Genomic DNA, 21588 nt, shown 5'->3' with positions numbered 1-21588 from the left:
GGCGCGGCCACTGACAGCCAGATGCACTGTCGCTGGCGGGCATGACCCGCGGGTCTGCATTATCGGCGGATGAGTCCGGTGATCCCGCCACCAGGGCGGCATACACCCATAAAGGAAATAAGGATAACGACAGCTTGAAATAACTGGATGCTGGGCAGGTAATAATATCAGCGATGCCGGGCGGGTGAAAATAACGGAGAAAACCGCACCCCATGGAAATATTACGGCGTAACCCTGGTTACGACCGAAATATATTGAGCAATCACGTTGATTATTTTATTTCGCAACCTGTCCTATCGAAAACGAATCCGTTTTCAATATGGTATTGTCCATCTTGTTATTTTACGCTCGATCACTTCCCGGCCACGGCACGGATGCACGGATCCGACGCTGTGGCGGCCCTGACGGGCAGCACCCGGGGCGCATGATGAAGCGTTCAATTGCAGGGGTCGCGAGGCGGCATGGCTCGCAGGTGAGCGGAACAATCCAGATTTACAACGGCAATCCCTGATGAAGGCCGGGATTAAGCGGTTGTGAGAGTCGAAGGTGACTCATATAGATGCTGCACTCTGAGCGATCAGAGTGAGGGGGAAGACAGGATATCAACCTCAGCTCTGGTAAGCCCACATCGCGATTTGCAATCGGCTACAACTGTCGCTTTCCATAATATCCTTCCATCTGTTGATAACACGCCGAGATTCTACCCAAAAGCATTCGACGGCGCAAAATTTAAATTCATCTTTTTCAATTTAATTAGTTTCACACTCGCCACATCATTATTTTCAGAGCCTGAAATAGATTCATCCTCATTTCGCCAGGGGTCCTTGCCAGGAATTGATCTGGATGGGGTTTTGCTTTCATTTTCCGTCACAGGCGCGGATCCGCGCTGGAATCGGACTCAATGTGGGAATAGGATGCACGGCTTCACTCACTCATGACGCACAGGAAACAACAACATGAATCGAAAATGGTCGCTCCCCATCGTGGCACTCGCGGGGGGAGCGTTACTCTGGCTCGGCAACACCTTTGGTATGAAATGGGCCCTGATGGCCCTGATCGGATTCGGCTTCGGCTTCACCCTCTCCTTCAGCCGCTTCGGCATCGTATTCGGTTGGCGCGAAATGCTGACCAAGCGCAACAGCTACTATGTGCGGGTTCACCTGCTCACCATCGCCATCGAAATCCTGCTGTTCACCTGCTTCCTCTCCTTTAGTCACGCCCTGTTTGGCGATGCCATGGTGGGCAACGTGATGGCCATCGGCATTCCCTTCATCGTCGGCGCCTTCCTGTTCGGCATCGGCATGCAGCTGGCGGGCGTCTGCGCCACCGGCACCCTCTACTGCTGCGGCGAGGGGCAACCCCGCTTCTGGCTGGTGCTGCTCTGCTACGGCATAGGCACCCTGATCAGCAACCAGTTCCGCCCCATGCTGGATGCCACCTTCTCCAGCCATGTGGTGCTGGCCAAGGATCTGACCGGCAATATCTGGAGCGGCATGCTGCTCAACCTGGCGCTGGTCGCCGTGCTCTTCCTGCTGTTTCGCAACAGCGAACTAAAGCGAACCGGCGAGCTCAAGCCCCTCTTCAGCGGTGGCAACCTGTTCTGGCGCGACGGCCGCTTCACCGTGCTGACCGGCGGCATCCTGATCGCCCTGCTCAACTCCAGCGTGGTGGCCCTGCACGGCTCTGCCTGGACCATCACGGGCGCCGTCTATGACATGGCGCTGCGCGGCGCCTCTTTGTTCGGCCTGTTCGAGGGGAACCCGAAACTGGCTCAGCCACTCTTCATCAATCCCATGGTCGGCATGTTCTGGCTGGGGATCCTGGGGGCCATGCTGGCGCGCTGCATCAGCGGTGGCGGCAACTTCGCCCCGATGCGACTCGGCAACAGCCTAGCCTCCATCCTCGGCGGCCTGCTGATGGGGATGGGCGCCATGTACAGCGCCTGCAACCTGGGTGGCTTCTTCGATGGCACGGCATCGGGCAGCCTGCACGGCTGGGTCTGGATGCTGATGGCCCTGGCCGGCAGCCTAATCGGCATCCGCCTGCGCCCGCTGTTCAAGCTCTGATGGCATAACGGGATGGCGCACAAGGGCGCCATCCCGTCAAAATACCTTTCCTTATATCCCGGCCCGATGACTGCAGAGCGGGCCAAGTCCCGCCAGGCCCCCCCTTTTACCTCAACCCAGCGCCCTGATCAGCAGCAGGATCGCGAAGCCGGTGAACATCACGGCCGACATCCGGTTGATCCCCCTGGCGAAGCGCTCGCCATATCCCTGCATGCCCACCCAGCGAAACACCAGACAGTAGCCCCCATGCACCACCAGCACTACGGCACTGAAGGTCAGCGCCAGCAGCATGCACTGGCCCAGCGCCCCCTGACGAAAATCGATGAACTGGGGAAACAGGCTGGTGAAGAAAATGATCGCCTTGGGATTGAGCAGGCTGATGAGCGCCCCCTTGGCGAAACTGCGGCCGCAATCCCGATCGGTCGAGGCACCCACGACCGGGCTGACCGCGCGCTGACGCCAGGAGTTCACCCCCAGATAGAGCAGATAGAAGGCGCCCCCCAGGGTGAGGATCTGCTGCCCCCAGGCCAGCCAGTGGGTAAACCAGAGCACCGCCAGCGAGGCCAGGGTCGCCACCATCAATATCCCCACCGCCACCCCGACAAAGCCGGCGATGGCGTGGCGGGTTCCCCGGGTCAGGGTGTTGCCTATGGTGTAGATCACCGCCGGGCCGGGACTGAGCACAGTCCCCACGGCGAGCAGCAGGTAGAGGGCGTAATATTCGAGGCTCATCACAGGGTATTCCATCGTCGTGCAAGTGCCGCCCAGTATATTGACAGCCTCTTCGCCAGCCAGACATAGTGGCGCTCGGCTTTATAAACCAGGAGTTTAGAGTGGATCGTCTGACCGCCATCGAGATCTTCGTCGAGGTCGCCCGCGCAGGCAGCTTCAGTGCCGTGGCGGAGCGATTCGAGATGACGCCGGCCATGATCGGCAAATACATCAAGTGGCTGGAGGCCAGGGTGGGTTCCCGCCTGCTCAACCGCAACACCCGCTGCCAGAGCCTGACCGAGGCGGGCAGAGAGTACCTCGGTGGTTGCCAGAACCTGCTGCAACACTACCGGGAGCTGGAGCAGAACACCCGGGCCCACACGGGTCAGGCAGCGGGCAAGATCCGCATCAATGCCCCCATCACCTTCGGCAGCTATCGGCTGACCCCCTTGCTGTGCCGCTTCATGGCGCAGTACCCGCAGATCCGCATCGAACTGGATCTCTGCGATCGGCTGGTCGATGTGATCGGCGACGGCTTCGACCTCATCTTTCGGGTCGGCACTCCCAAGGATGCCGCCTACATAGCCCGCCCACTGACCAGCTCGGCCTCGGTCTTCTGTGCCTCGCCACACTACCTGCAACGCCACGGCACTCCGCTCGAACTAGCGGATCTGGCCCGTCACCGCTGCCTGGGTTTCACCCCCTGGCTGACGCAGTCGAGCCTGGCCGAGGAGTTTCCCCTCGAACATCTGCACCTGTGGGACAGCCAGTTCATCAGCAACCATGGCAGCGCCCTCAAGGTGGCGGCCCTGAATCATGCGGGCATAGTGCTGCAACCCAGGGCCCTGCTGAGCCAGGAGCTGGCCAGCGGCGCCCTGCTGGAGATACTGCCGGATGCCCTGCCCGCCCCGCGCCCGGTCAACCTGCTCTATCCGGCCAGAGAGCCCATGCCGCTGCGCCTGCGGCTGCTGATCGATTACCTCAGCGACCACCGTCATGAGCTGGATCTGCCCGCCTGAGAGGCAGGCCAGACCGGGTTACTCCCCGCGCAGCGTCGCCTTGCGCAGATAGACATAACCCTCGCCCGGGCTGCCCCAGCGCTGATGGGCCTCGTTGTCGTAGGCCCTGTCCAGCAGCCTGACGCTGTCGGGGCCGATCCAGAGGTACTGCACCAGAGTACTGGCGCCGCCGAAATTGGTGGAGCAGCTGCCGACCTTGCTGTGGCCCGCGTACTCCCCCGAGGGTTGGCGGGTCAGCCAGATCTCGCAGCCCTGACGCAGGGAGAGCTGTTGCGGGGTGAGGGAGTTCAGCAGACTGGGGTCGCGCCAGGCCCCAGCGAAGTCGACGGCTCTGGGCATGGTCAGTTCGGCCATCAGGATGCGGCCATCGGGGACGGGAGAGAAACGGTAGATACGCTGGCGAAAGGGGCGCACCGCCCGCTCGGTCAGGAACTGCTCGGCATAGACCCAGCGAAAGCCCTTGTAGCCGGGCCAGATCTCCACCAGCCGCAGCTCGGCGCTGGTGAAACGGGTGTCATAACTGGCCTGCTCGCGGCTGGAGAACTCGCCGGTGAACCAGGAGAGCAGCGGTTCCATGCTGACCTGAGCCGTCGTCGCCCTGGCCGCTGACGGGCCGGTCGGGATGGTGACAAAGGGGGCGGGCGCCGCCCATACCAGGCAGGTGCAGAGCAGCCCGCACAGGGCCGCCATCAGCGTGACCATCGAATCCTTCCGAATCATTTTCATGGCGGCGATTATATGAGCGAATGGCCGCAATAACCGCAATCTTGATCAAATCCTTGCCGATCCATTGAAAAATCACAGTGTTAGCGAAAGGAAGTGACGGCGGCGCCGGGTTCCATGGCCCCGTCACCTGCCGGCGCAGAGGCAACCACCCCACCCAGCCAGCGGCAAACGAGGCCTACCTGCCGATAACTTGGATGACGGCTGAACGGGCCACAGCCTCCTCTTGTGGGCGCTCTTTGAATCGGTTATTTCTCTTGCAGCGCCTTGCGCATCGGATGCAAAGGTCATGCATATCAGGAGCAAAGATGAAGAGATCCGTAATCGCAGGCATGGTGGCCATACTGTTGGGTGGCTGCGCAGTGAAGAATCAGGTATCGCAGGGGTTGCAGGCGATCCCGCTGGCGGCCTTTCAACCGAGCGAAAGCAACCCCAACCAGCGCGTCTACAAGGAGCCCGGCGTGGATCTGCGCCAGTACCATCAGGTGCTGCTCGACCCGCTACAGTTCATCCGCCAGGAGAACGGCCACTGGTATCTGCTGACCGCCAACGAGCAGAACGACATCGGCCGCTACTACCATGCCACCTTCCAGCGCGAACTGGTCAGCCAGGGCGTGCAGATCGCCACCACCCCCGGCCCCGGCGTGATGCGGGTGCAGGCCGCCATCACCAACTTCGATCTGACCCGCCCCGACCCCAAACTGCGGGATCTGCTGCCCGCCAAGATCGCCATCAACGTCACCCGCGAAGTGATCGGCAAGGAGCCCTACCTGCTCAAGGTGGGCAGCATGGCCCAGTTGCTCGACTCCCAAAGCGGCAAGCTGCTGGTGCGGGTGATGGATGCGCGCGAGAGCCCGGATACCGCCCACAAGGACTCCCCTATCACGGCCGGCGAGATGGAGAAGATGATCGATCAGTGGGCCGCCAGCCGCGCCAAACAGCTGGCCGACAATCTGGGCCGCTAGTCCGGCTTGCCACATCCAGGCCCCGTGCGCCCAGCGGACGGGGCCGGTTATTTCCCCTTTCAGTGACAAGGAGTCGTCATGAACCGTCACCCCAGCATCAAACACTGGCGCGAGCTGCAAGAGCCTGAGCCGGGATGTTACCCAGGCAGTGAGGAGCGCATGTCGCGCGGCAGCGCTCTCGGCAGGCACTTTGGCTTCAGCCGCATCGGCATTCACCACGAGCTGGTCGAGCCAGGCCACCGCACCAGCTGGCCCCACGCCGAAGAGACCGAGGACGAGTTCGTCCACGTGCTGGAAGGGACACCGGATGTCTGGCTCGATGGGGTGCTCCATCGACTGCAACCGGGCGATTCGGTGGGTTTCAAGGCCGGTGACGGGCTGGCCCACACCTTTATCAACAACACGGATGAGCCGGTGCGGCTGCTCTGCGTGGGGGACAGGGATCGCGCCGACAACCGCATCCACTACGCCCTGCACCCCGAGTACAACCGCCAGATCGGCAAGCGCCACTGGGACGAGGTGCCCGCCCGCGACATGGGCGATCACGACGGCCTGCCAGACCGGCTGCGCGAGAGTAACGGCCCCTTCTGATCCGGCGCTCATACCGGAATGACCCAGCGCTGACGACTATCCTTGATGCGGATCTCAATCAGGAGGAGTTGACCATGACGACGGGAACAGTACGACTGCACAGGGTGCTCAAGGCGCCACCGATGCGGGTCTATCGGGCCTTTATCGAAGCGGATGCGCTGGCCAAGTGGCTGCCGCCCCACGGCTTCACCTGCCGGGTGGCGCAGCTGGAAGCCAGGGTAGGCGGCCACTTCCGGATGGCGTTCACCAACTTCGGCACGGGCCACAGCCACGCCTTCGGCGGCGAGTACCTCGAGCTCGAACCCGGCAAGCGCATCCGCTACACCGACAGCTTCGACGACCCCAACCTGCCAGGGGTGATGCATGTCACCATCAGCCTGACCGGTGTGCTCTGCGGTACCGAGCTTGCCATAGAGCAGGCCGGGATCCCAGAGGTCATACCGGTGGAGATGTGCTATCTCGGCTGGCAGGAGTCCCTGACCCAGCTGGCCGCCCTGGTCGAACCCGAGATCCCGGCGGAGTAGCCAGGCACGGGCCCGAGCGGGTTGCGCGCGTCGGCCAGCCCAAAAAAGAGAGCCTGCCACCTGGCAGGCTCTCTGCATTCTGGCAACCCTGAGACTTATTGCAGGTTCAACCCGCCCAGATAGTCCCGCTTGCCGAGATCGACCCCGGCCCGGCGCAGCAGGGCATAGGTCATGGTGAGGTGGAAATAGAAGTTGGGGATGGCGTATTCATGGACGCAGGTATGGCCATCCATCCCCTTGCCACCCGCCCAGTGGGGGACGTAGCGACCGCTCTCGAACTGGCTGAAATCGGCATCCAGCTTGCTCTGCAAAAAGGCGATGCTCTTGGTGATATGGGCACGCAGATCCGCCATGGTCCTGGGCTCATCCCCCATCACGGGCTGCTCGCCATGGCTGGAGGTGGCGACACAGGCGCGGGCCGAATCGCAGCAGATCAGCACCTGTTTGCTGAGCGGCAGCATGTCGACGATCAGCCGATCGCCGAAGAAGTTCTCCACATTGAACTGCTTCGCCTCGGCATGGGCGGCGGCCTTGGCCAGGCACAGGTCGAGGTTGGTCAGCATCTTGATAAACTGGGCAGCAATATCACGGTTCATGGTGCGTTCTCGGTTGGTTGAAGGCAGTTAAACGAGCCGCCCCACTATAGCGCATCCCCCCGCAGTATCACCCCCACCCCACAACCGCCGCGACAAGGTATGGCCATCGACAAGGGCATATTGGGTGCATATTGGGACACCCATCTTTTACTCATCACCAACTTGGCTACGGCTTACTCAGAAAGATGGGTGTCCCAGATTTAGCTCATTGATGAACTGGGCGGTAATGTCGCGACTCATGGTAAACACTCTCCATCTTGTTGAAAAAGCAGCCCGGTTGAGCGGCTTTCAATATAAGCACTTCCCCTTTGCGGCTCGAGTCAATGGCAGCAAAAAGGCCGAGGAGTAACACGCCAAGCGACAAGAGGTGGCAGTCAGCGAGAGGTGTGTTGCCAGAAGATCGTCAGCCCCACGCCAACTATCCCGATCACCCAGTAGAGCGACCCCCACTTTTCGGGCGAATCAACCAGATTGGCGACCGCCATGCCGGCAGATGTGGTAGCCGCGATCCCCACATAGACGCGCCAGTAGCGCGGGAAGTCGGTAATACAGTCGATAAAATCTAACAGGTCATCGATCAGTTGCAGCGGTGACATGAGCCCCTCCGGCTACTCCGTTATTCAGCATCCCACTCAGCTTGGCATAGTGCGGCCATGGGTGGGGAAAGCGGTCAGGGCATATTGGGAGGCATATTGGGAGAGGCATATTGGGACACCCACCTTTTTGACAGCGCTTTACCTCTGTTCTTGACTGAAAGGGATATCGCAGGAGGTTGCCATGACCATTGCCCGTTCCCGTCAAATCAGTCTGCAAGATACGCCTTATTACCATGTGGTCAGTCGCTGCGTGCGGCGGGCCTTCTTGTGCGGCGAAGATGCCCATTCCGGCCAGAGTTACGAACACAGACGCCAGTGGGTGGTCGACAAGCTGAGCCAACTGTCGCGACTGTTTGCCATCGGCGTCTGCGCTTATGCGGTGATGAACAATCACTACCACCTGGTGCTCAAGGTTGAGCCTGATACGGCCACCAACTGGAACGAGCGGGAGATAGCCGAGCGTTGGGCGGCACTGTTTCAATGGCCCCTGCTGGTGCGGCGCTGGTATCAGGGGGAATCCCTGATTGAACCGGAACTTATGGTCATACAACAGCTGATAGCCCAATGGCGTGAGCGGCTGCATTCCATCAGCTGGTTCGTTCGGCTGCTCAATGAAAACCTGGCCCGCCAGGCCAATCTGGAAGATGGTTGCAAGGGCCATTTCTGGGAAGGGCGCTTCAAAAGTCAGGCCTTGCTCACCGAGTCAGCCCTGCTGGCCTGCATGGCCTACGTTGACCTCAATCCGATACGGGCAGCGATTGCCGACAGACCGGAAGAGAGCGATTACACCAGCATCAAACAGCGCCTCGCTGACCAACAACCCGCAGCACCATTGCCACCTCTGTTGCTGCCGTTCTCCAGTAGAAGTGATGGCCTGCCCTACCTCTTTACCGACTACCTGGCGCTGGTCGACTGGACAGGGCGAGCCGTCAGAACCGACAAACGGGGCCATATTGCGGCTCACCTTGCTCCCATCCTGCAACGACTTGGCCTTGATACTGCGCAATGGTTGCGACAAGTGACGCTGTTTCGGCGGCAAGGCATCAGAGCCGTGGGTGACAGGGAACATTGCCAACTGTTCGCACAGCACTGCGGCCAGCAACGATGTCACCAGCCGCCTCTTTGAATCGCGAGTCCCGCTTCATATCACACCCCGGCATGTCATCCGATGCCGGGCATGACGCATGCCTGAACAAGAGGCTTTAAAGGCCAGAACCGTCACCTTGTCGCTCCCGCTCCAGCCACCGAGCCAACCATCACCTCATCACCAGCCTGGCTACGGCTTACTCAGAAAGGTGGGTGTCCCAGATTTTTCTCCAACAGAAGTGATGGCCTGCCCTACCTCTTTACCGACTACCTGATGCTGGTCGACTGGACAGGACGAGCCATCAGAACCGACAAACGGGGCCATATTTCAGCTCACCTTGCCCCCATCCTGCAACGACTTGGCCTTGATACCGCGCAATGGTTGCGACAAGTGACGATGTTTCGGCGGCAAGGCATCAGAGCCGTGGGTGACAGGGAACATTGCCAGCTGTTCGCGCAGCACTGCGGCCAGCGGCGATGTCACCAGCCGCCTCTTTGAATCGCTAGTCCCGCTTCATATCACACCCCGGCATGTCATCCGATGCAGGGCATGACGCATGCCTGAACAAGAGGCTTTAAAGGCCAGAACCGTCACCTTGTCGCTCCCGCTCCAGCCCCCGAGCCAATTATCACCTCATCACCAGCCTGGCTACGGCTTACTCAGAAAGGTGGGTGTCCTAGATTTTCCTGCCTGAACAAGAGGCTTTAAAAGCCAGCACCGTCACCTTGTCGCTCCCGATCCAGCCCCCGAGCCAATCATCACCTCATCACCAACCTGGCTACGGCTTACTCAGAAAGGTGGGTGTCCCAGATTTTGGCGTTAAAGGCTTTAAAGGCCAGAACAGTCACCTTGTCGCTCCCGCTCCTGCCACCGAGCCATCCATCACCTCATCACCAGCCTGGCTACGACTTACTCAGAAAGATGGGTGTCCCAGATTTACCAGCCCCCGAGCCAATCATCACCAACCTAGCTACGGCTTACTCAGAAAGATGGGTGTCCCAGATTTAATAGGTGTCCCAGATTTAATAAAACCAACCCGGCCTAAGCCGGGTTGGTTACATCAAAAAACAAAAGAAATCAGAGCGCTTCCAGTCTGGCATACGCCGTCACCAGCCACTTGGCGCCGACGTCGTCGAATTGGATCTGCACCCGGCTCTGCTGGCCGACCCCTTCGAAGTTGAGCACTATGCCTTCCCCGAATTTCGGATGCAGCACCCGCTGGCCGAGCGTGATGCCGCTGGCGTCGAAGCTCTGCTGCACCTCGTTCTGGCTAAAGCGGCCGTACTGGGTGGGGCGGCTGACCTGAGTGCGTAGCCGGATCTCTTCCAGACACTCGGCGGGGATTTCGCGGATAAAGCGGCTCACGCTGTGCTGCATTTCGCGGCCATAGATGCGGCGGCTCTCGGCATAACAGATGTAGAGCTTCTCCATGGCGCGGGTCATGCCCACGTAACAGAGGCGGCGCTCCTCTTCCAAGCGGCCCGACTCCTCGGTGGATTGCGGGCTGGGGAACATCCCCTCCTCGACGCCGACCAGTAGCACCAGCGGGAACTCCAGCCCCTTGGCGCTGTGCAAGGTCATCAGCTGCACCGCATCGGCATATTCGTCCGCCTGATTCTCGCCGGATTCCAGCGCCGCATGGGCGAGGAAGGCGGAGAGATCGCTCATGTCTTCCAGCTCGTCCGGACGCTGGTACTGGCGGCAGGCGGTGACCAGTTCGTCCAGGTTCTCTACCCGCGCCTGGGATTTCTCGCCTTTTTCCGCCAGATACATGGCCTTGAGGCCGGAGTACTGGATGGCGATATCCGCCTGCTGATGCAACGGCAATAGAGAGACCTTCTCTTCCAGCGCATCCAGCAGATCGACGAAGCCGCGCACAGCGTTGCCGGCGCGACCGGTCAGCACCTTGTCGTTGAGCAGCCCCTTGGCCGATTGCCACAGGTTCTGCCCCTGATCCCGGGCGTTGGCCCGCAGTATCTCCAGGGTGCGATCGCCTATGCCACGGGTCGGGGTGTTGACCACCCGCTCAAAGCTGGCATCGTCGCCACGGTTGTTGATCAGACGCAGGTAGGCCATAGCGTCCTTGATCTCCTGACGCTCGAAGAAGCGCAGGCCGCCGTAGATGCGGTAAGGCATGGCGTCCTGCATCAGCGCCTCTTCCAGCACCCGCGACTGGGCGTTGGAGCGGTAGAGGATGGCGCAGTCGGCCAGCAGACCGCCTTTTTCCTTCCAGTCTTTGAGACGACCGACCACGAAGCGGGCTTCGTCCACCTCGTTGAAGGCGGCGTACAGCGAAATCGGCTCGCCCTCGGCCCCCTCGGTCCACAGCTCCTTGCCGAGCCGCTCAGAGTTGTTGGCGATGACGCAGTTGGCCGCTTTCAGGATATTGGCGGTGGAGCGGTAGTTCTGCTCCAGGCGTATGGTCTCGGCGCCCTGATAATCGGTCAGGAAGCGCTGGATGTTCTCTATCTTGGCGCCGCGCCAGCCGTAGATGGACTGGTCATCGTCGCCGACTATCATCACCTTGCCGCTGTCGCCCGCCAGCATCCGCAGCCAGGCGTACTGGATGCCGTTGGTATCCTGAAACTCGTCCACCAGGATATTCTGGAAGCGGTCGCGGTAGTGCTCGAGGATGTGGGGCTTGTTGAGCCACAGCTCGTGGGCGCGCAGCAAGAGCTCGGCAAAATCCACCAGCCCGGAGCGATCGCAGGTCTCCTGATAGGTCTGGTAGATCTGCTGATAGGTGCGGGTGACGGGGTCGCCGTAGAGGTCGATGTCGCCGGGGCGCAAGCCCTCGTCCTTCTTGCCGTTGATGTAGCTCATCACGGCGCGCGGGGCCCAGTGCTTCTCGTCCAGGTTGAGCGCCTTGATGACGCGGCGGATGAGACGGTACTGGTCGTCTGAATCGAGGATCTGGAAATCCTGCGGCAGACCGGCATCCAGATGGTGGGCCCGCAGCAGACGGTGGGCGATACCGTGGAAGGTGCCTATCCACATGCCGCGCTGCATGCTGCCCAACACCTTCTCGACCCGGCCGCGCATCTCGGCGGCAGCCTTGTTGGTGAAGGTCACGGCTATGATGGAGAAGGGTGAGCAACGCTCCACCTGCATCAGCCAGGCAATACGGTGCACCAGCACCCGGGTCTTGCCCGAGCCGGCGCCGGCCAGCACCAGCAGGTTGCTGCGGGGCGCCGCAACGGCATCTCTTTGCTTGTCGTTGAGCCCGTCGAGCAGGGTTGAAACGTCCATCACCACTCCTGTTTATTTATACAGGCGGGGATTATACGACCTGTGGCGCCACAGACCAAATCGGCGTGAACGACCGGCGCTACCTGGTATGTCGGGCCTGGGTCGGGAGAGGCCAAAACGGGCGTAGAACATAAACAGGCACCAATAGAAACCACTTTTTAGCCAGCCGGGCGAAAACGCTTGCTTGTAACCATATGAATATAAACAAAAATGTCATTTGAAACCCTATTTTTGCAGAATTTAAATCTGAAAACAGGCATCAAAACAACCACTTATAAATTGATTTGCTTATATTTCAAACCGTTACCGCAAACGTTTTTCCTTTATGATCTCCTTGACCCGCACCGTGGCTCACTTACAGTTAGCCAGCGTGCTTTATGGCCTGCTCCGGCAGGTTGTGGACCCTCACATAACAATCAAGGATACGATCGTGACTAAAGTGCTCAAGCTGGCCACCGTTGCCACCCTCACTCTCGCTGCCCTTTCTGCTCAGGCAGCTTCCCAGCCCGCCGTCATCTATGACACCGCCGGCAAATTCGACAAGTCATTCAACGAAGCCGTGTTCCGTAACGGCGTCGAAGTCTACAACAAGGACAAAGGCGTCAAGGTCAAGGAGTTCGAACCCCAGAACGAAGCCCAGCGTGAGCAGGGCCTGCGTCGTCTGGCCAGCCGTGGCAACGGCCCGATCGTCGCCGTCGGTTTCAACATGGGCTCGGCCGTCGAGAAAGTCGCGACCGAATTCCCGAAAACCCAGTTCACCATCATCGACATGGTGGTCGACAAGCCGAACGTGCAGTCCCTCATCTTCAAGGAGCATGAAGGCTCCTTCCTGGTGGGTGCGCTGGCAGCCATCGCCTCCAAGACCGGCAAGGTCGGCTTCGTGGGCGGCATGGATATCCCGCTGATCCGCAAGTTCGAGTGCGGCTACGAGCAGGGTGCCAAGTACGTCAATCCGAAGATCGAAGTGTTCCAGAACATGACAGGCTCCACCCCGGCGGCGTTTGCTGACCCGGCCAAGGGTGCCGAGCTAGCCAAGTCCCAGTTCGCCAAGGGCGTCGACGTGGTTTACGCCGCGGCCGGCGGTACCGGTATCGGTGTTTACCAGGCAGCCAAGGATGAAGGCAAGTTCGCCATCGGCGTGGATTCCAACCAGAACCACCTGCAACCGGGCACCATGCTGACCTCCATGGTCAAATCCGTGGGTCTGGCCGCTTATCAGACCTGGGATGACGCCGCCAAGGGCACCTGGAAACCGGGTATCAAGAACCTGGGCCTGGCCGAGGGTGGTGTGGATTGGGCACTCGACAAAGACAACGAGAAGCTGATCAGCGCAGACATGAAAGCCAAGGTTGACGTCATCAAGGCCGACATCATCTCCGGCAAGGTCAAAGTTCATGACTATATGAGCGACAACAGCTGCAAATACTGAGTAACCGCTACTACTCTCAACCCAACGACCGGCCCGTACGGGCCGGTTTTTAGTCTCTCTTCATGACCCGCAAGGACTGCATCATGGACCAGACAGATCGCTATGCCATCGAATTAAGGGGTATCGATAAGCGGTTCGGCGAAGTGTACGCCAACAAGCAGATCGACCTTAAGGTTCAAAAAGGCAGTATTCACGGTATCGTCGGCGAAAATGGCGCCGGCAAGTCGACTCTGATGAGCATCATCTACGGTTTCTACCACGCCGACAGAGGCGAGATGTTCATCGACGGCAACCCTTTCAAACCCCATGGCTCACAAGATGCGATCGCCGCAGGCGTGGGCATGGTGCACCAGCACTTCATGCTGGTGAACAATTTCACCGTGCTGGAGAACGTCATCCTCGGCGCGGAAAACGGCTGGCACCTGGGCCAGAGCCTGGCGGCGGCCGAGAAGCTGCTCGGCGAGCTGGCGCGGGACTATGGTCTCGACGTGCCGCTGCACGAGAAGATCGAGGATCTGCCGGTGGGCCTGCAACAGCGGGTCGAGATCCTCAAGGCGCTCTATCGCGGTGCCCGCATCCTGATCCTCGACGAGCCGACCGGGGTGCTGACCCCGCAAGAGGCGGATCACCTGTTCGAGGTGCTGAAAAAGCTGCGGGATCAGGGCGCGACCATCATCCTCATCACCCACAAGCTGCGGGAGATCCTGGCCATCACGGATCAGGTCTCCATCATGCGCCGGGGCGAGATGGTGGCCCACGTCGCCACCAAGGATACCGACAAGGAGCATCTGGCCGAACTCATGGTGGGCCGCAAGGTGCGCCTCAAGGTCGACAAGGGCCCGACCCAGCCGGGCGAGGCCAAGCTCAGGGTCAACGGGCTCAGTTACTTCGACGATGCCAAGGTGGAGCGGGTCAAATCCGTCAGCTTCGAGGTGCGGGCCGGTGAAGTGGTCGGCATCGCCGGCGTCTCCGGCAACGGCCAGTCCGAGCTGCTCAGCCTGCTCGGCGGCATCATCAAGCCCAGCAAGGGCAGCTTCACCATCACAGGCAATGGTCAGGCGCACGAGGTGAGCGTGGCGCATCCGGCCGATCCCGAGCGGGTGCGAAATTATGGGCTAGGCCATGTGCCGGAAGACAGGCACAAGATGGGGCTGATCAACCGCTTTGAGGCGCAAGAGGCCTTCATCCTGGGTTATCACCGCCGCCCCCAGTACAACAAGGGCTGGCTGCAGAACAAGGAGGCGATCCTGCAGGATTGCCAGGCCAAGATGGACAAGTGGGACGTGCGCCCGCCCCATCCCGACCACAAGACCGCCAACTTCTCCGGTGGCAACCAGCAGAAGCTGGTGATCGCCCGGGAAGTGGAACAGAACCCGGATGTGCTGCTGATCGGCCAGCCGACCCGCGGGGTCGATATCGGTGCCATCGAGTACATCCACCAGCAGATCATCGCCATGCGCGACAAGGGCAAGGCCGTGTTGCTGGTGTCGGTGGAGCTGGACGAGATCATGAGCCTGTCTGACCGGATCCTGGTCATCGCCGACGGTCGCATCGTCGGTGAGCTGGACGGCGCCAAGGCGGATGAGCGCACCATAGGTCTTATGATGGCGAACATAGTTCCCGACGAGGTGGCGGCAAACCAATCGCAAGGAGCCACATCATGAACCAGGTCCCCTTCCGTGAAACAATGGGGTTGATGATGGTCAACGCACCAGTCCCCGACCAGATTGCCAAGGAGGCTCGCTCATGAGCCAAGCACGTATCCCTGCCTGGATCTCCGTGGGCGTGCTGCCCGCGGTCAACATATTGCTGGCCTTCCTGGTGTCGGCCATCCTGTTCTACTACCTCGACATCAACCCGGTCGATGCCGCCAAGATCATGTGGTACGGCGCCTTCGGCACAGGAGAAGGGGTCGGTTTCACCCTCTACTACGCGACCGGTTTCATCTTCACCGGCCTGTCGGTGGCGGTGGCCTTCCATGCCGGCCTGTTCAACATAGGCGGTGAAGGTCAGGCCTATATCGGCGGCCTCGGCGTCGGCCTGGTCTGCCTGCTGCTCGGCGACTCCCTGCCGTTCGCCCTGCTGCTGCCGCTGGCCATCATAGCCGGTGGCCTGTTCGGTGCTGCCTGGGCCTTCATCCCGGCCTGGCTGCAAGCCAAACGCGGCAGCCACATCGTCATCACCACCATAATGTTCAACTTCATCGCCGCCTCCCTGATGGCCTACCTGCTGGTCGAGGTGTTCAAGCCGGCGGGCTCCATGGCGACCGAAAGCAAGGTGTTTGCCGAGGCGAGCTGGTTGCCCAAGGTCAGCGAGCTGGCGAGCGGTTTCGGCATGGAGATGCCCAACAGCCCGCTCAACATCAGCTTCTTCTGGGCGCTGATCTGTGCGGCCCTGGTCTGGGTCTTCATCTGGCATACCCGCTGGGGCTACGAGATCCGCTCCGTGGGCGCCAGCCAGAGCGCCTCCGCCTATGCGGGCATCTCCTATCCCAAGGTGGTGATCCTGGCCATGGTGATCTCCGGCATGCTGTCGGGCTTCTTCGCCCTCAACGTGCTGCAAGGTGAACTGCACCAGATCAAGCTCAACTTCGTGGAAGGCTTCGGCTTCACCGGTATCGCGGTGGCCCTGATGGGACGCAACCACCCGGTCGGCGTCATCATCGCCAGCCTGCTGTTCGGCTTCCTCTATCAGGGGGGCGCCGAGCTCAGCTTCGAGTTCGGGGTCGACCGCAACATAGTGGTGGTGCTGCAGGGTCTGGTGATCCTGTTCTGTGGCGCCCTTGAGCACATGATGCGTCCGCGCATCGAGCAGCTCTATCTGGCGTTTGCCAACCGCTCATCCGCGCAAGCCAAGGGAGTCTGATCATGTTCGAAACTCTGATCCTGATGCTGGATGCCACCATACGGACAGCACCGCCGCTGATCCTGGCCGCCATGGCGGGCATGTTTTGTGAACGCTCCGGTGTGGTCAACATAGCGCTGGAAGGCAAGTTGCTGGCGGCGGCGTTCGCCAGCGGCGCGGCGGCGGCCGTCTCCGGCTCTGCCTGGATTGGTCTGGGTGCGGGTGTGGGCGTCTCCATACTGTTCGCCCTGATGCACGGCTTTGCCACCATCACCCACAGGGGCGATCAGGTGGTGAGCGGCATGGCCATCAACATACTGGCGGCCGGTCTGACCGTCACCCTGGGCCGTTACTGGTTCGATCAGGGTGGCCAGACCCCGGCGCTGTCCGGTGCGGCCCGCTTCGCCCCCATAGATCTGCCCTACGCCAAGGAGCTGTATGACGTGCCCGTCATAGGCCAGCTCTACAGCGAGCTGCTGAGCGGCCACTCCCTGCTGGAATACGTGGCGTTTGCCGCCGTGCCCCTGGCCTGGTGGGTCTTGTTCCGCACCCGCTTCGGCCTGCGTCTGCGCGCCGTGGGCGAGGCGCCGGCGGCGGTCGACACCGCCGGCATTTCCGTGGTGCGGATGCGTTATACCGCGCTCATCATAGGCGGCCTGCTGGCCGGTATAGGTGGCACCTATCTGGCGGTAGCCCAGACGGCCCAGTTCATCCCCAACATGAGCGCGGGCAAGGGCTTCATGGCGCTGGCAGCGCTGGTGTTCGGCAAGTGGCGCCCCTGGAATGCCATGGCGGCCTGCCTGCTGTTCGGCTTCCTCGATGCGGTCGCCATCCGGCTGCAAGGGGTCAGCATAGGTGGCTTCGCCATTCCGGTGCAGGCCATAGAGGCGCTGCCCTACATACTGACGGTGTTCCTGCTTGCCGGTTTCATCGGCAAGGCGGTGGCCCCCAAGGCGCTCGGCACCCCCTACGTCAAGGAACGGGAATAGCCCTCTCCTTCATGCCATACCAAAAGGCCCGCACAAGCGGGCCTTTTTTATCTCCATTTTCATGCCGCCCGCCCCTCAACCAACCGGTCGCACCAGCGCGGGCTGATGGGGATCGCTGAGCCGCTCGGCCAGGTAGTCCACCAGCAGCCGCACCTTGGGGGAGAGATGGCGGTTGTGGGGGTAGAGGGCCCAGATCCCCTCCTCCGGTGCCCGCAGCTCGGGCAGCAGCTCGACAAGCTCGCCCCGCGCCAGATGGTCGCTCACGTAGTAGTCCGGCAGCTGGATGATGCCGATCCCCTTGAGCGCCGCGTCCAGCAGGGCGTGGCCGCTGTTGCACTGCAGCAGACCGTGCACCCGCACGCTGTGAGGACGAGCGTCCAGGGTGAAGTACCAGTCGTCACTGTTACCCACCAGACAGCGGTGGCGGGTCAACTCGGAGAGGCTGTTGGGGATGCCGTGACGGGCCGTGTAGGCCGGCGAGGCGCACACATAGGGCACCCGCTGCGCCAGCTTGCGCGCCACCAGGGTCGAATCCTTGAGGTGACCGAGCCGGATCGCCAGATCGTAGCCTTCGTGCACCAGATCCAGCAGCTGGTTGGTGAGGTTGAGGGTCACCTCCAGCTGGGGGAAACGCACCATAAAGTCGTTTACCAGCGGGGCGATGCGGCTCTCACCATAGGAGACGGGCGCCGTGATCCGCAAAGACCCTTGCGGCACAGCCTGATGGCGCCCCACCGCCAGCTCCGCCTCGTAGAGGTTGTCCAGCAGCTGGCGGCAGTGGCGATAGTAGATTTCGCCAAGCTCGGTGAGCCGCACCTGACGAGTGGTGCGCAGCAGCAGCTTGGCCTGCAGCCTGTCTTCCAGCTGCGCCACCTGCCGGCTCACCTGAGCCACCGACACCCCCAGCTTGCGCGCCGCCGGGGTAAAGCCCCCCTGCTCCGCCACGCTGACAAATTCACAGATCCCTTCCCAGCCGAGCATTATTACCTGTGTGTAAAAGTGATTTGATATTTAGCCTTATTATCACCAAATCGAAGGGAAACTACACTGCATACCTGAGTTCATCTCTGTTCACCTACCGCAACAAGAAGGATGTCATTCATGGCACAGGTTCAAAGCATCAAGTGTAAAGCCGCCATCGCCTGGGGACCGGGCCAGCCCCTCTCCATCGAAGAGGTGGAGGTCATGCCACCCCAGGCCGGTGAAGTGCGAGTGCGGATCGTCGCCACCGGCGTCTGCCACACAGATGCCTTCACCCTGTCCGGTGAGGATCCGGAGGGAGTCTTTCCCTGCATCCTGGGCCATGAGGGCGGCGGCATAGTCGAATCCGTCGGCGCCGGCGTCACCAGCGTCAAGGTCGGCGATCACGTGATCCCGCTCTACACCCCGGAATGCGGCGAGTGCAAGTTCTGCAAATCCGGCAAGACCAATCTGTGCCAGAAGATCCGCGCCACCCAGGGCAAGGGGCTGATGCCGGACGGCACCACCCGCTTCTCCAAGGACGGTCAGCCCATCTATCACTACATGGGCACCTCCACCTTCAGCGAATACACGGTACTGCCCGAGATCTCCATCGCCAAGGTGGACCCGGCCGCCCCGCTGGAAGAGGTCTGCCTGCTGGGTTGCGGCGTCACCACCGGCATAGGCGCCGTGATGAACACCGCCAAGGTGAAAGAGGGTGAGAGCGTCGCCATCTTCGGGCTGGGCGGCATTGGCCTCTCCGCCGTGATCGGCGCCCGTCTGGCCAAGGCCGGCCGCATCATCGCCATCGACATCAACGAGAGCAAGTTCGAGCTGGCCCGCAAGCTGGGGGCCACCGACTGCATCAACCCGAACGACTATGACAAGCCCATCCAGGAAGTGATCGTCGAGTTGACCGATGGCGGCGTCGACTTCTCCTTCGAGTGCATCGGCAACGTCAAGGTGATGCGCGCCGCGCTGGAGTGCTGCCACAAGGGCTGGGGCGAGTCTGTCATCATAGGCGTGGCCGGCGCCGGCCAGGAGATCAGCACACGTCCGTTCCAGCTGGTCACAGGCCGGGTCTGGCGCGGCAGCGCCTTCGGCGGCGTGCGCGGTCGCAGCGAACTGCCGAGCTACGTGCAGCGCTACATGCAGGGTGAGTTCCGCCTCGATGACTTCATCACCCACACCATGCCGCTGGAGCAGATCAACGAGGCGTTCGAGCTGATGCACGAAGGCAAGAGCATCCGCACCGTCATCCACTACTGAGCATGATCACCCCGCCCGTCAGCGCGGGCGGGGTGCAGGAGTTCCTCGATGAATCTGGACATTATCAGCAGCAACAAGAGCTTCGATGGCTGGCACAAGCGCTACAGCCACAGCTCCAGCCTGCTCGGCTGCGAGATGCGCTTCGCCATCTATCTGCCGCCCCAGGCCCTCACAGGCCAGAAGGTACCCGTGCTCTACTGGCTCTCAGGCCTCACCTGCACCGATGAAAACTTTATGCAGAAGGCGGGGGCACAGCGCATCGCCGCCGAGCTCGGCATAGCCCTGGTGGCACCGGACACCAGCCCGCGTGGCGAAGACGTGGCGGACGACCCCACTTACGATCTCGGCATGGGGGCCGGCTTCTACGTCAATGCCACCCAGCATCCCTGGCGCGATCACTACCAGATGTATGACTACGTCACCCGCGAGCTGCCCGAGCTCATCGAGACCCACTTCCCGGTCTCGACCCGGCGTGCCATCAGCGGCCACTCCATGGGCGGCCACGGCGCGCTCATCGCCGCCCTGCGCGAGCCCGGTCGCTACCGCTCTGTGTCGGCCTTCAGCCCCATCAGCCACCCGAGCCGCTGCCCCTGGGGCCAGAAGGCGCTCGGCGCCTACCTCGGCAACAATCCGCTGTTGTGGCAGGAGTGGGATGCCTGCCAGCTGCTGCGCCACCATGAGGTGACGCCGCTGCCGACTTTGCTGGATGTAGGGCTGGACGACCCCTTCCTCGCCGAGCAGCTGCACATAGATGCCCTGGCCGATGCGGCCGCCAGCAAGGCCTGGCCGCTGGAGCTCAACCGCCATGCCGGCTATGACCACAGCTACTACTTTGTGGCGAGCTTCATCGAGGCACACCTGCGCTTCCACGCCCGCCACCTCTGATCGAAACAGGCCCGTCACGGGCCTGTCTCTTTTCTGCTTTCGATTGTCGGCTTGAGGCCAGCGGCATCAGCTGCCCTGGCGGGTCACGTCACCCGAGCCCGCGATCTTGCTCTCCAGCTTGGGATCACCCCAGTAGCTGACCGAACCGGATCCGGCGATGCCGACCTTGAGCCGATCCCGGGCCCGCACCTCCACATCCCCGCTGCCGGCGATATTGATCTCGACCTGATCGCTTCTGAGACCCGCTCCCAGCACATCGCCGGTGCCGGCTATGTTCAGCTCCACGGCTTTGGCCGAGCCTTCACCCAGATCCAGGCTGCCCGAGCCGGCTATGTTGCCCTCCAGTCGGTTCAGATCCAGCTTGCTGGCGACTATGTCGCCCGTGCCGGCTACCGACAGCACCAGCTGGTCACCCTTGAAGCCATGCAGATCGCCGCTGCCCGTGCCCGCCAGCGCCAGCTCATGGAGCACCGGCAGTGTGATGGTGAGCTCCAGCGGCTCAGTGGGATCGAGCCGATAGCCATCCTTCACCTCTATCTCCAGCTTGTCTTCCTTCTCGGTCAGCACCAGATAGGGCAAGAGGTTCTCCTGTCCCTTGATATGAATACCGCTCGCCTCACCCGCGACCAGATGGATACTGGCGGGCACACCAGCCAGTATCCTGGTCACCTGCCGACCCATGGCGTGCTGCTGCTCGATCACGGCCCCCGCCCCGCTCACCCGGGTATCATCCAGCCAGCTGCAACCACTGAGCCCCACGACCAGCATAATGCCCATCATCCATTTCATCGCCACTCTCCTCGTTGTGTTCTGGCCGTCTTCAGACCGTTTGGTCCTCATAGATGGCAAACCCCATGCCAAATCATCAACCGCATGATTTTCATCATCATTTAACTTTCCCATGTCAGCATCATCACTATACAGAGAGTCATTCAGACCATAATTTGGTAAAAATGACCATCCCAAAACGGGGAGATCCCGGTCAGTTGGCAGCCCTCCCGCAGGGTCGCTATGCTGACAAACCGTGGAAGTTTTTTGTTGTGGCGCCAGTCCGTTGAGCCAATAGTGATACCTTGTGCGTATAG

General features: G+C 61.2%; 20 protein-coding genes. 12 read left to right on the top strand and 8 right to left on the bottom strand.

The window, feature by feature from the left end; translation table 11 throughout:
• Positions 1–956 precede the first annotated feature (956 nt).
• Positions 957–2066 carry a YeeE/YedE thiosulfate transporter family protein gene (locus tag AACQ95_RS02280; protein WP_241280485.1) on the top strand — a complete coding sequence of 370 codons (1110 nt, stop codon included), beginning with the start codon at positions 957–959 and terminating at the stop codon, positions 2064–2066.
• 111 nt (positions 2067–2177) lie between these two features.
• Here AACQ95_RS02280 and AACQ95_RS02275 read toward each other — a convergent pair whose 3' ends face one another.
• Positions 2178–2798 carry a LysE family translocator gene (locus tag AACQ95_RS02275; protein WP_241280484.1) on the bottom strand — a complete coding sequence of 207 codons (621 nt, stop codon included), beginning with the start codon at positions 2796–2798 and terminating at the stop codon, positions 2178–2180.
• Between the two features lie 101 nt (positions 2799–2899).
• On the opposite strand from AACQ95_RS02275, the gene AACQ95_RS02270 reads away from it, so the two are divergent.
• The gene (locus tag AACQ95_RS02270; RefSeq protein ID WP_241280483.1) at positions 2900–3796 is read left to right on the top strand and encodes a LysR family transcriptional regulator; all 897 of its coding nucleotides are present in this window, start codon (positions 2900–2902) and stop codon (positions 3794–3796) included.
• 18 nt (positions 3797–3814) lie between these two features.
• On the opposite strand, the gene AACQ95_RS02265 is transcribed toward AACQ95_RS02270, so the two are convergent.
• Positions 3815–4498, bottom strand: coding sequence for a chromophore lyase CpcT/CpeT (locus AACQ95_RS02265; RefSeq protein WP_043554599.1), 684 nt, complete (start codon positions 4496–4498; stop codon positions 3815–3817).
• Between the two features lie 329 nt (positions 4499–4827).
• On the opposite strand from AACQ95_RS02265, the gene AACQ95_RS02260 reads away from it, so the two are divergent.
• From AACQ95_RS02260 to AACQ95_RS02250, 3 genes are all read left to right on the top strand, one after another.
• Entirely contained in the window at positions 4828–5484 is a 657-nt protein-coding gene (locus AACQ95_RS02260) for a DUF3313 domain-containing protein (RefSeq protein ID WP_241280482.1), read from the top strand.
• Positions 5485–5562: 78 nt separating this feature from the next.
• Positions 5563–6075: a cupin domain-containing protein gene (locus AACQ95_RS02255; RefSeq protein ID WP_241280481.1), complete on the top strand. Its 513-nt coding sequence runs from the start codon at positions 5563–5565 to the stop codon at positions 6073–6075.
• 74 nt (positions 6076–6149) lie between these two features.
• Positions 6150–6599 carry an SRPBCC family protein gene (locus AACQ95_RS02250; protein WP_241280480.1) on the top strand — a complete coding sequence of 150 codons (450 nt, stop codon included), beginning with the start codon at positions 6150–6152 and terminating at the stop codon, positions 6597–6599.
• A gap of 95 nt (positions 6600–6694) precedes the next feature.
• Here AACQ95_RS02250 and AACQ95_RS02245 read toward each other — a convergent pair whose 3' ends face one another.
• Together AACQ95_RS02245 and AACQ95_RS02240 are read right to left on the bottom strand one after the other, a co-directional pair.
• Complete coding sequence (locus AACQ95_RS02245; protein ID WP_241280479.1) at positions 6695–7195, bottom strand: DUF1993 domain-containing protein; 501 nt, start codon at positions 7193–7195, stop codon at positions 6695–6697.
• A gap of 374 nt (positions 7196–7569) precedes the next feature.
• Entirely contained in the window at positions 7570–7791 is a 222-nt protein-coding gene (locus AACQ95_RS02240; protein ID WP_241280478.1) for a hypothetical protein, read from the bottom strand.
• 181 nt (positions 7792–7972) lie between these two features.
• Between AACQ95_RS02240 and AACQ95_RS02235 the strand changes: the two genes are divergently transcribed.
• A complete protein-coding gene (locus AACQ95_RS02235; protein ID WP_241280477.1) occupies positions 7973–8917 on the top strand; it encodes a transposase in 945 nt (314 codons plus the stop codon).
• A 288-nt stretch (positions 8918–9205) separates the two neighbouring features.
• Here the strand turns inward: AACQ95_RS02235 and AACQ95_RS02230 are convergent, their stop codons facing one another.
• Both AACQ95_RS02230 and uvrD read right to left on the bottom strand, forming a co-directional pair.
• Positions 9206–9361 carry a hypothetical protein gene (locus AACQ95_RS02230; protein ID WP_339357749.1) on the bottom strand — a complete coding sequence of 52 codons (156 nt, stop codon included), beginning with the start codon at positions 9359–9361 and terminating at the stop codon, positions 9206–9208.
• A gap of 594 nt (positions 9362–9955) precedes the next feature.
• On the bottom strand, positions 9956–12127 hold the full coding sequence (gene uvrD, locus AACQ95_RS02225; protein ID WP_241280476.1) for a DNA helicase II: 2172 nt from the start codon (positions 12125–12127) through the stop codon (positions 9956–9958).
• Positions 12128–12557: 430 nt separating this feature from the next.
• On the opposite strand from uvrD, the gene AACQ95_RS02220 reads away from it, so the two are divergent.
• From AACQ95_RS02220 to AACQ95_RS02205, 4 genes are all read left to right on the top strand, one after another.
• Positions 12558–13556 (top strand): BMP family lipoprotein, encoded by a 999-nt coding sequence (locus AACQ95_RS02220; RefSeq protein WP_043139487.1) that lies wholly within the window; start codon positions 12558–12560, stop codon positions 13554–13556.
• A gap of 83 nt (positions 13557–13639) precedes the next feature.
• Positions 13640–15220, top strand: coding sequence for an ABC transporter ATP-binding protein (locus AACQ95_RS02215; RefSeq protein ID WP_241280475.1), 1581 nt, complete (start codon positions 13640–13642; stop codon positions 15218–15220).
• An 82-nt stretch (positions 15221–15302) separates the two neighbouring features.
• Positions 15303–16421 carry an ABC transporter permease gene (locus AACQ95_RS02210; RefSeq protein ID WP_042866832.1) on the top strand — a complete coding sequence of 373 codons (1119 nt, stop codon included), beginning with the start codon at positions 15303–15305 and terminating at the stop codon, positions 16419–16421.
• A 2-nt stretch (positions 16422–16423) separates the two neighbouring features.
• On the top strand, positions 16424–17389 hold the full coding sequence (locus AACQ95_RS02205; protein WP_042866829.1) for an ABC transporter permease: 966 nt from the start codon (positions 16424–16426) through the stop codon (positions 17387–17389).
• A gap of 75 nt (positions 17390–17464) precedes the next feature.
• Here AACQ95_RS02205 and AACQ95_RS02200 read toward each other — a convergent pair whose 3' ends face one another.
• On the bottom strand, positions 17465–18370 hold the full coding sequence (locus tag AACQ95_RS02200) for a LysR substrate-binding domain-containing protein (RefSeq protein WP_043554608.1): 906 nt from the start codon (positions 18368–18370) through the stop codon (positions 17465–17467).
• Between the two features lie 120 nt (positions 18371–18490).
• On the opposite strand from AACQ95_RS02200, the gene AACQ95_RS02195 reads away from it, so the two are divergent.
• Both AACQ95_RS02195 and fghA read left to right on the top strand, forming a co-directional pair.
• The gene (locus AACQ95_RS02195) at positions 18491–19618 is read left to right on the top strand and encodes an S-(hydroxymethyl)glutathione dehydrogenase/class III alcohol dehydrogenase (RefSeq protein ID WP_098981066.1); all 1128 of its coding nucleotides are present in this window, start codon (positions 18491–18493) and stop codon (positions 19616–19618) included.
• Positions 19619–19666: 48 nt separating this feature from the next.
• Entirely contained in the window at positions 19667–20503 is an 837-nt protein-coding gene (gene fghA, locus AACQ95_RS02190; protein ID WP_241280474.1) for an S-formylglutathione hydrolase, read from the top strand.
• Positions 20504–20569: 66 nt separating this feature from the next.
• On the opposite strand, the gene AACQ95_RS02185 is transcribed toward fghA, so the two are convergent.
• The gene (locus tag AACQ95_RS02185; protein WP_241280473.1) at positions 20570–21292 is read right to left on the bottom strand and encodes a head GIN domain-containing protein; all 723 of its coding nucleotides are present in this window, start codon (positions 21290–21292) and stop codon (positions 20570–20572) included.
• Between the last annotated feature and the right edge of the window lie 296 nt (positions 21293–21588).

This window comes from Aeromonas sp. MR19 (assembly GCF_963899305.1).
Taxonomy (GTDB): domain Bacteria; phylum Pseudomonadota; class Gammaproteobacteria; order Enterobacterales; family Aeromonadaceae; genus Aeromonas; species Aeromonas bestiarum.
This window is presented reverse-complemented; position numbering and strand designations above follow the sequence as displayed.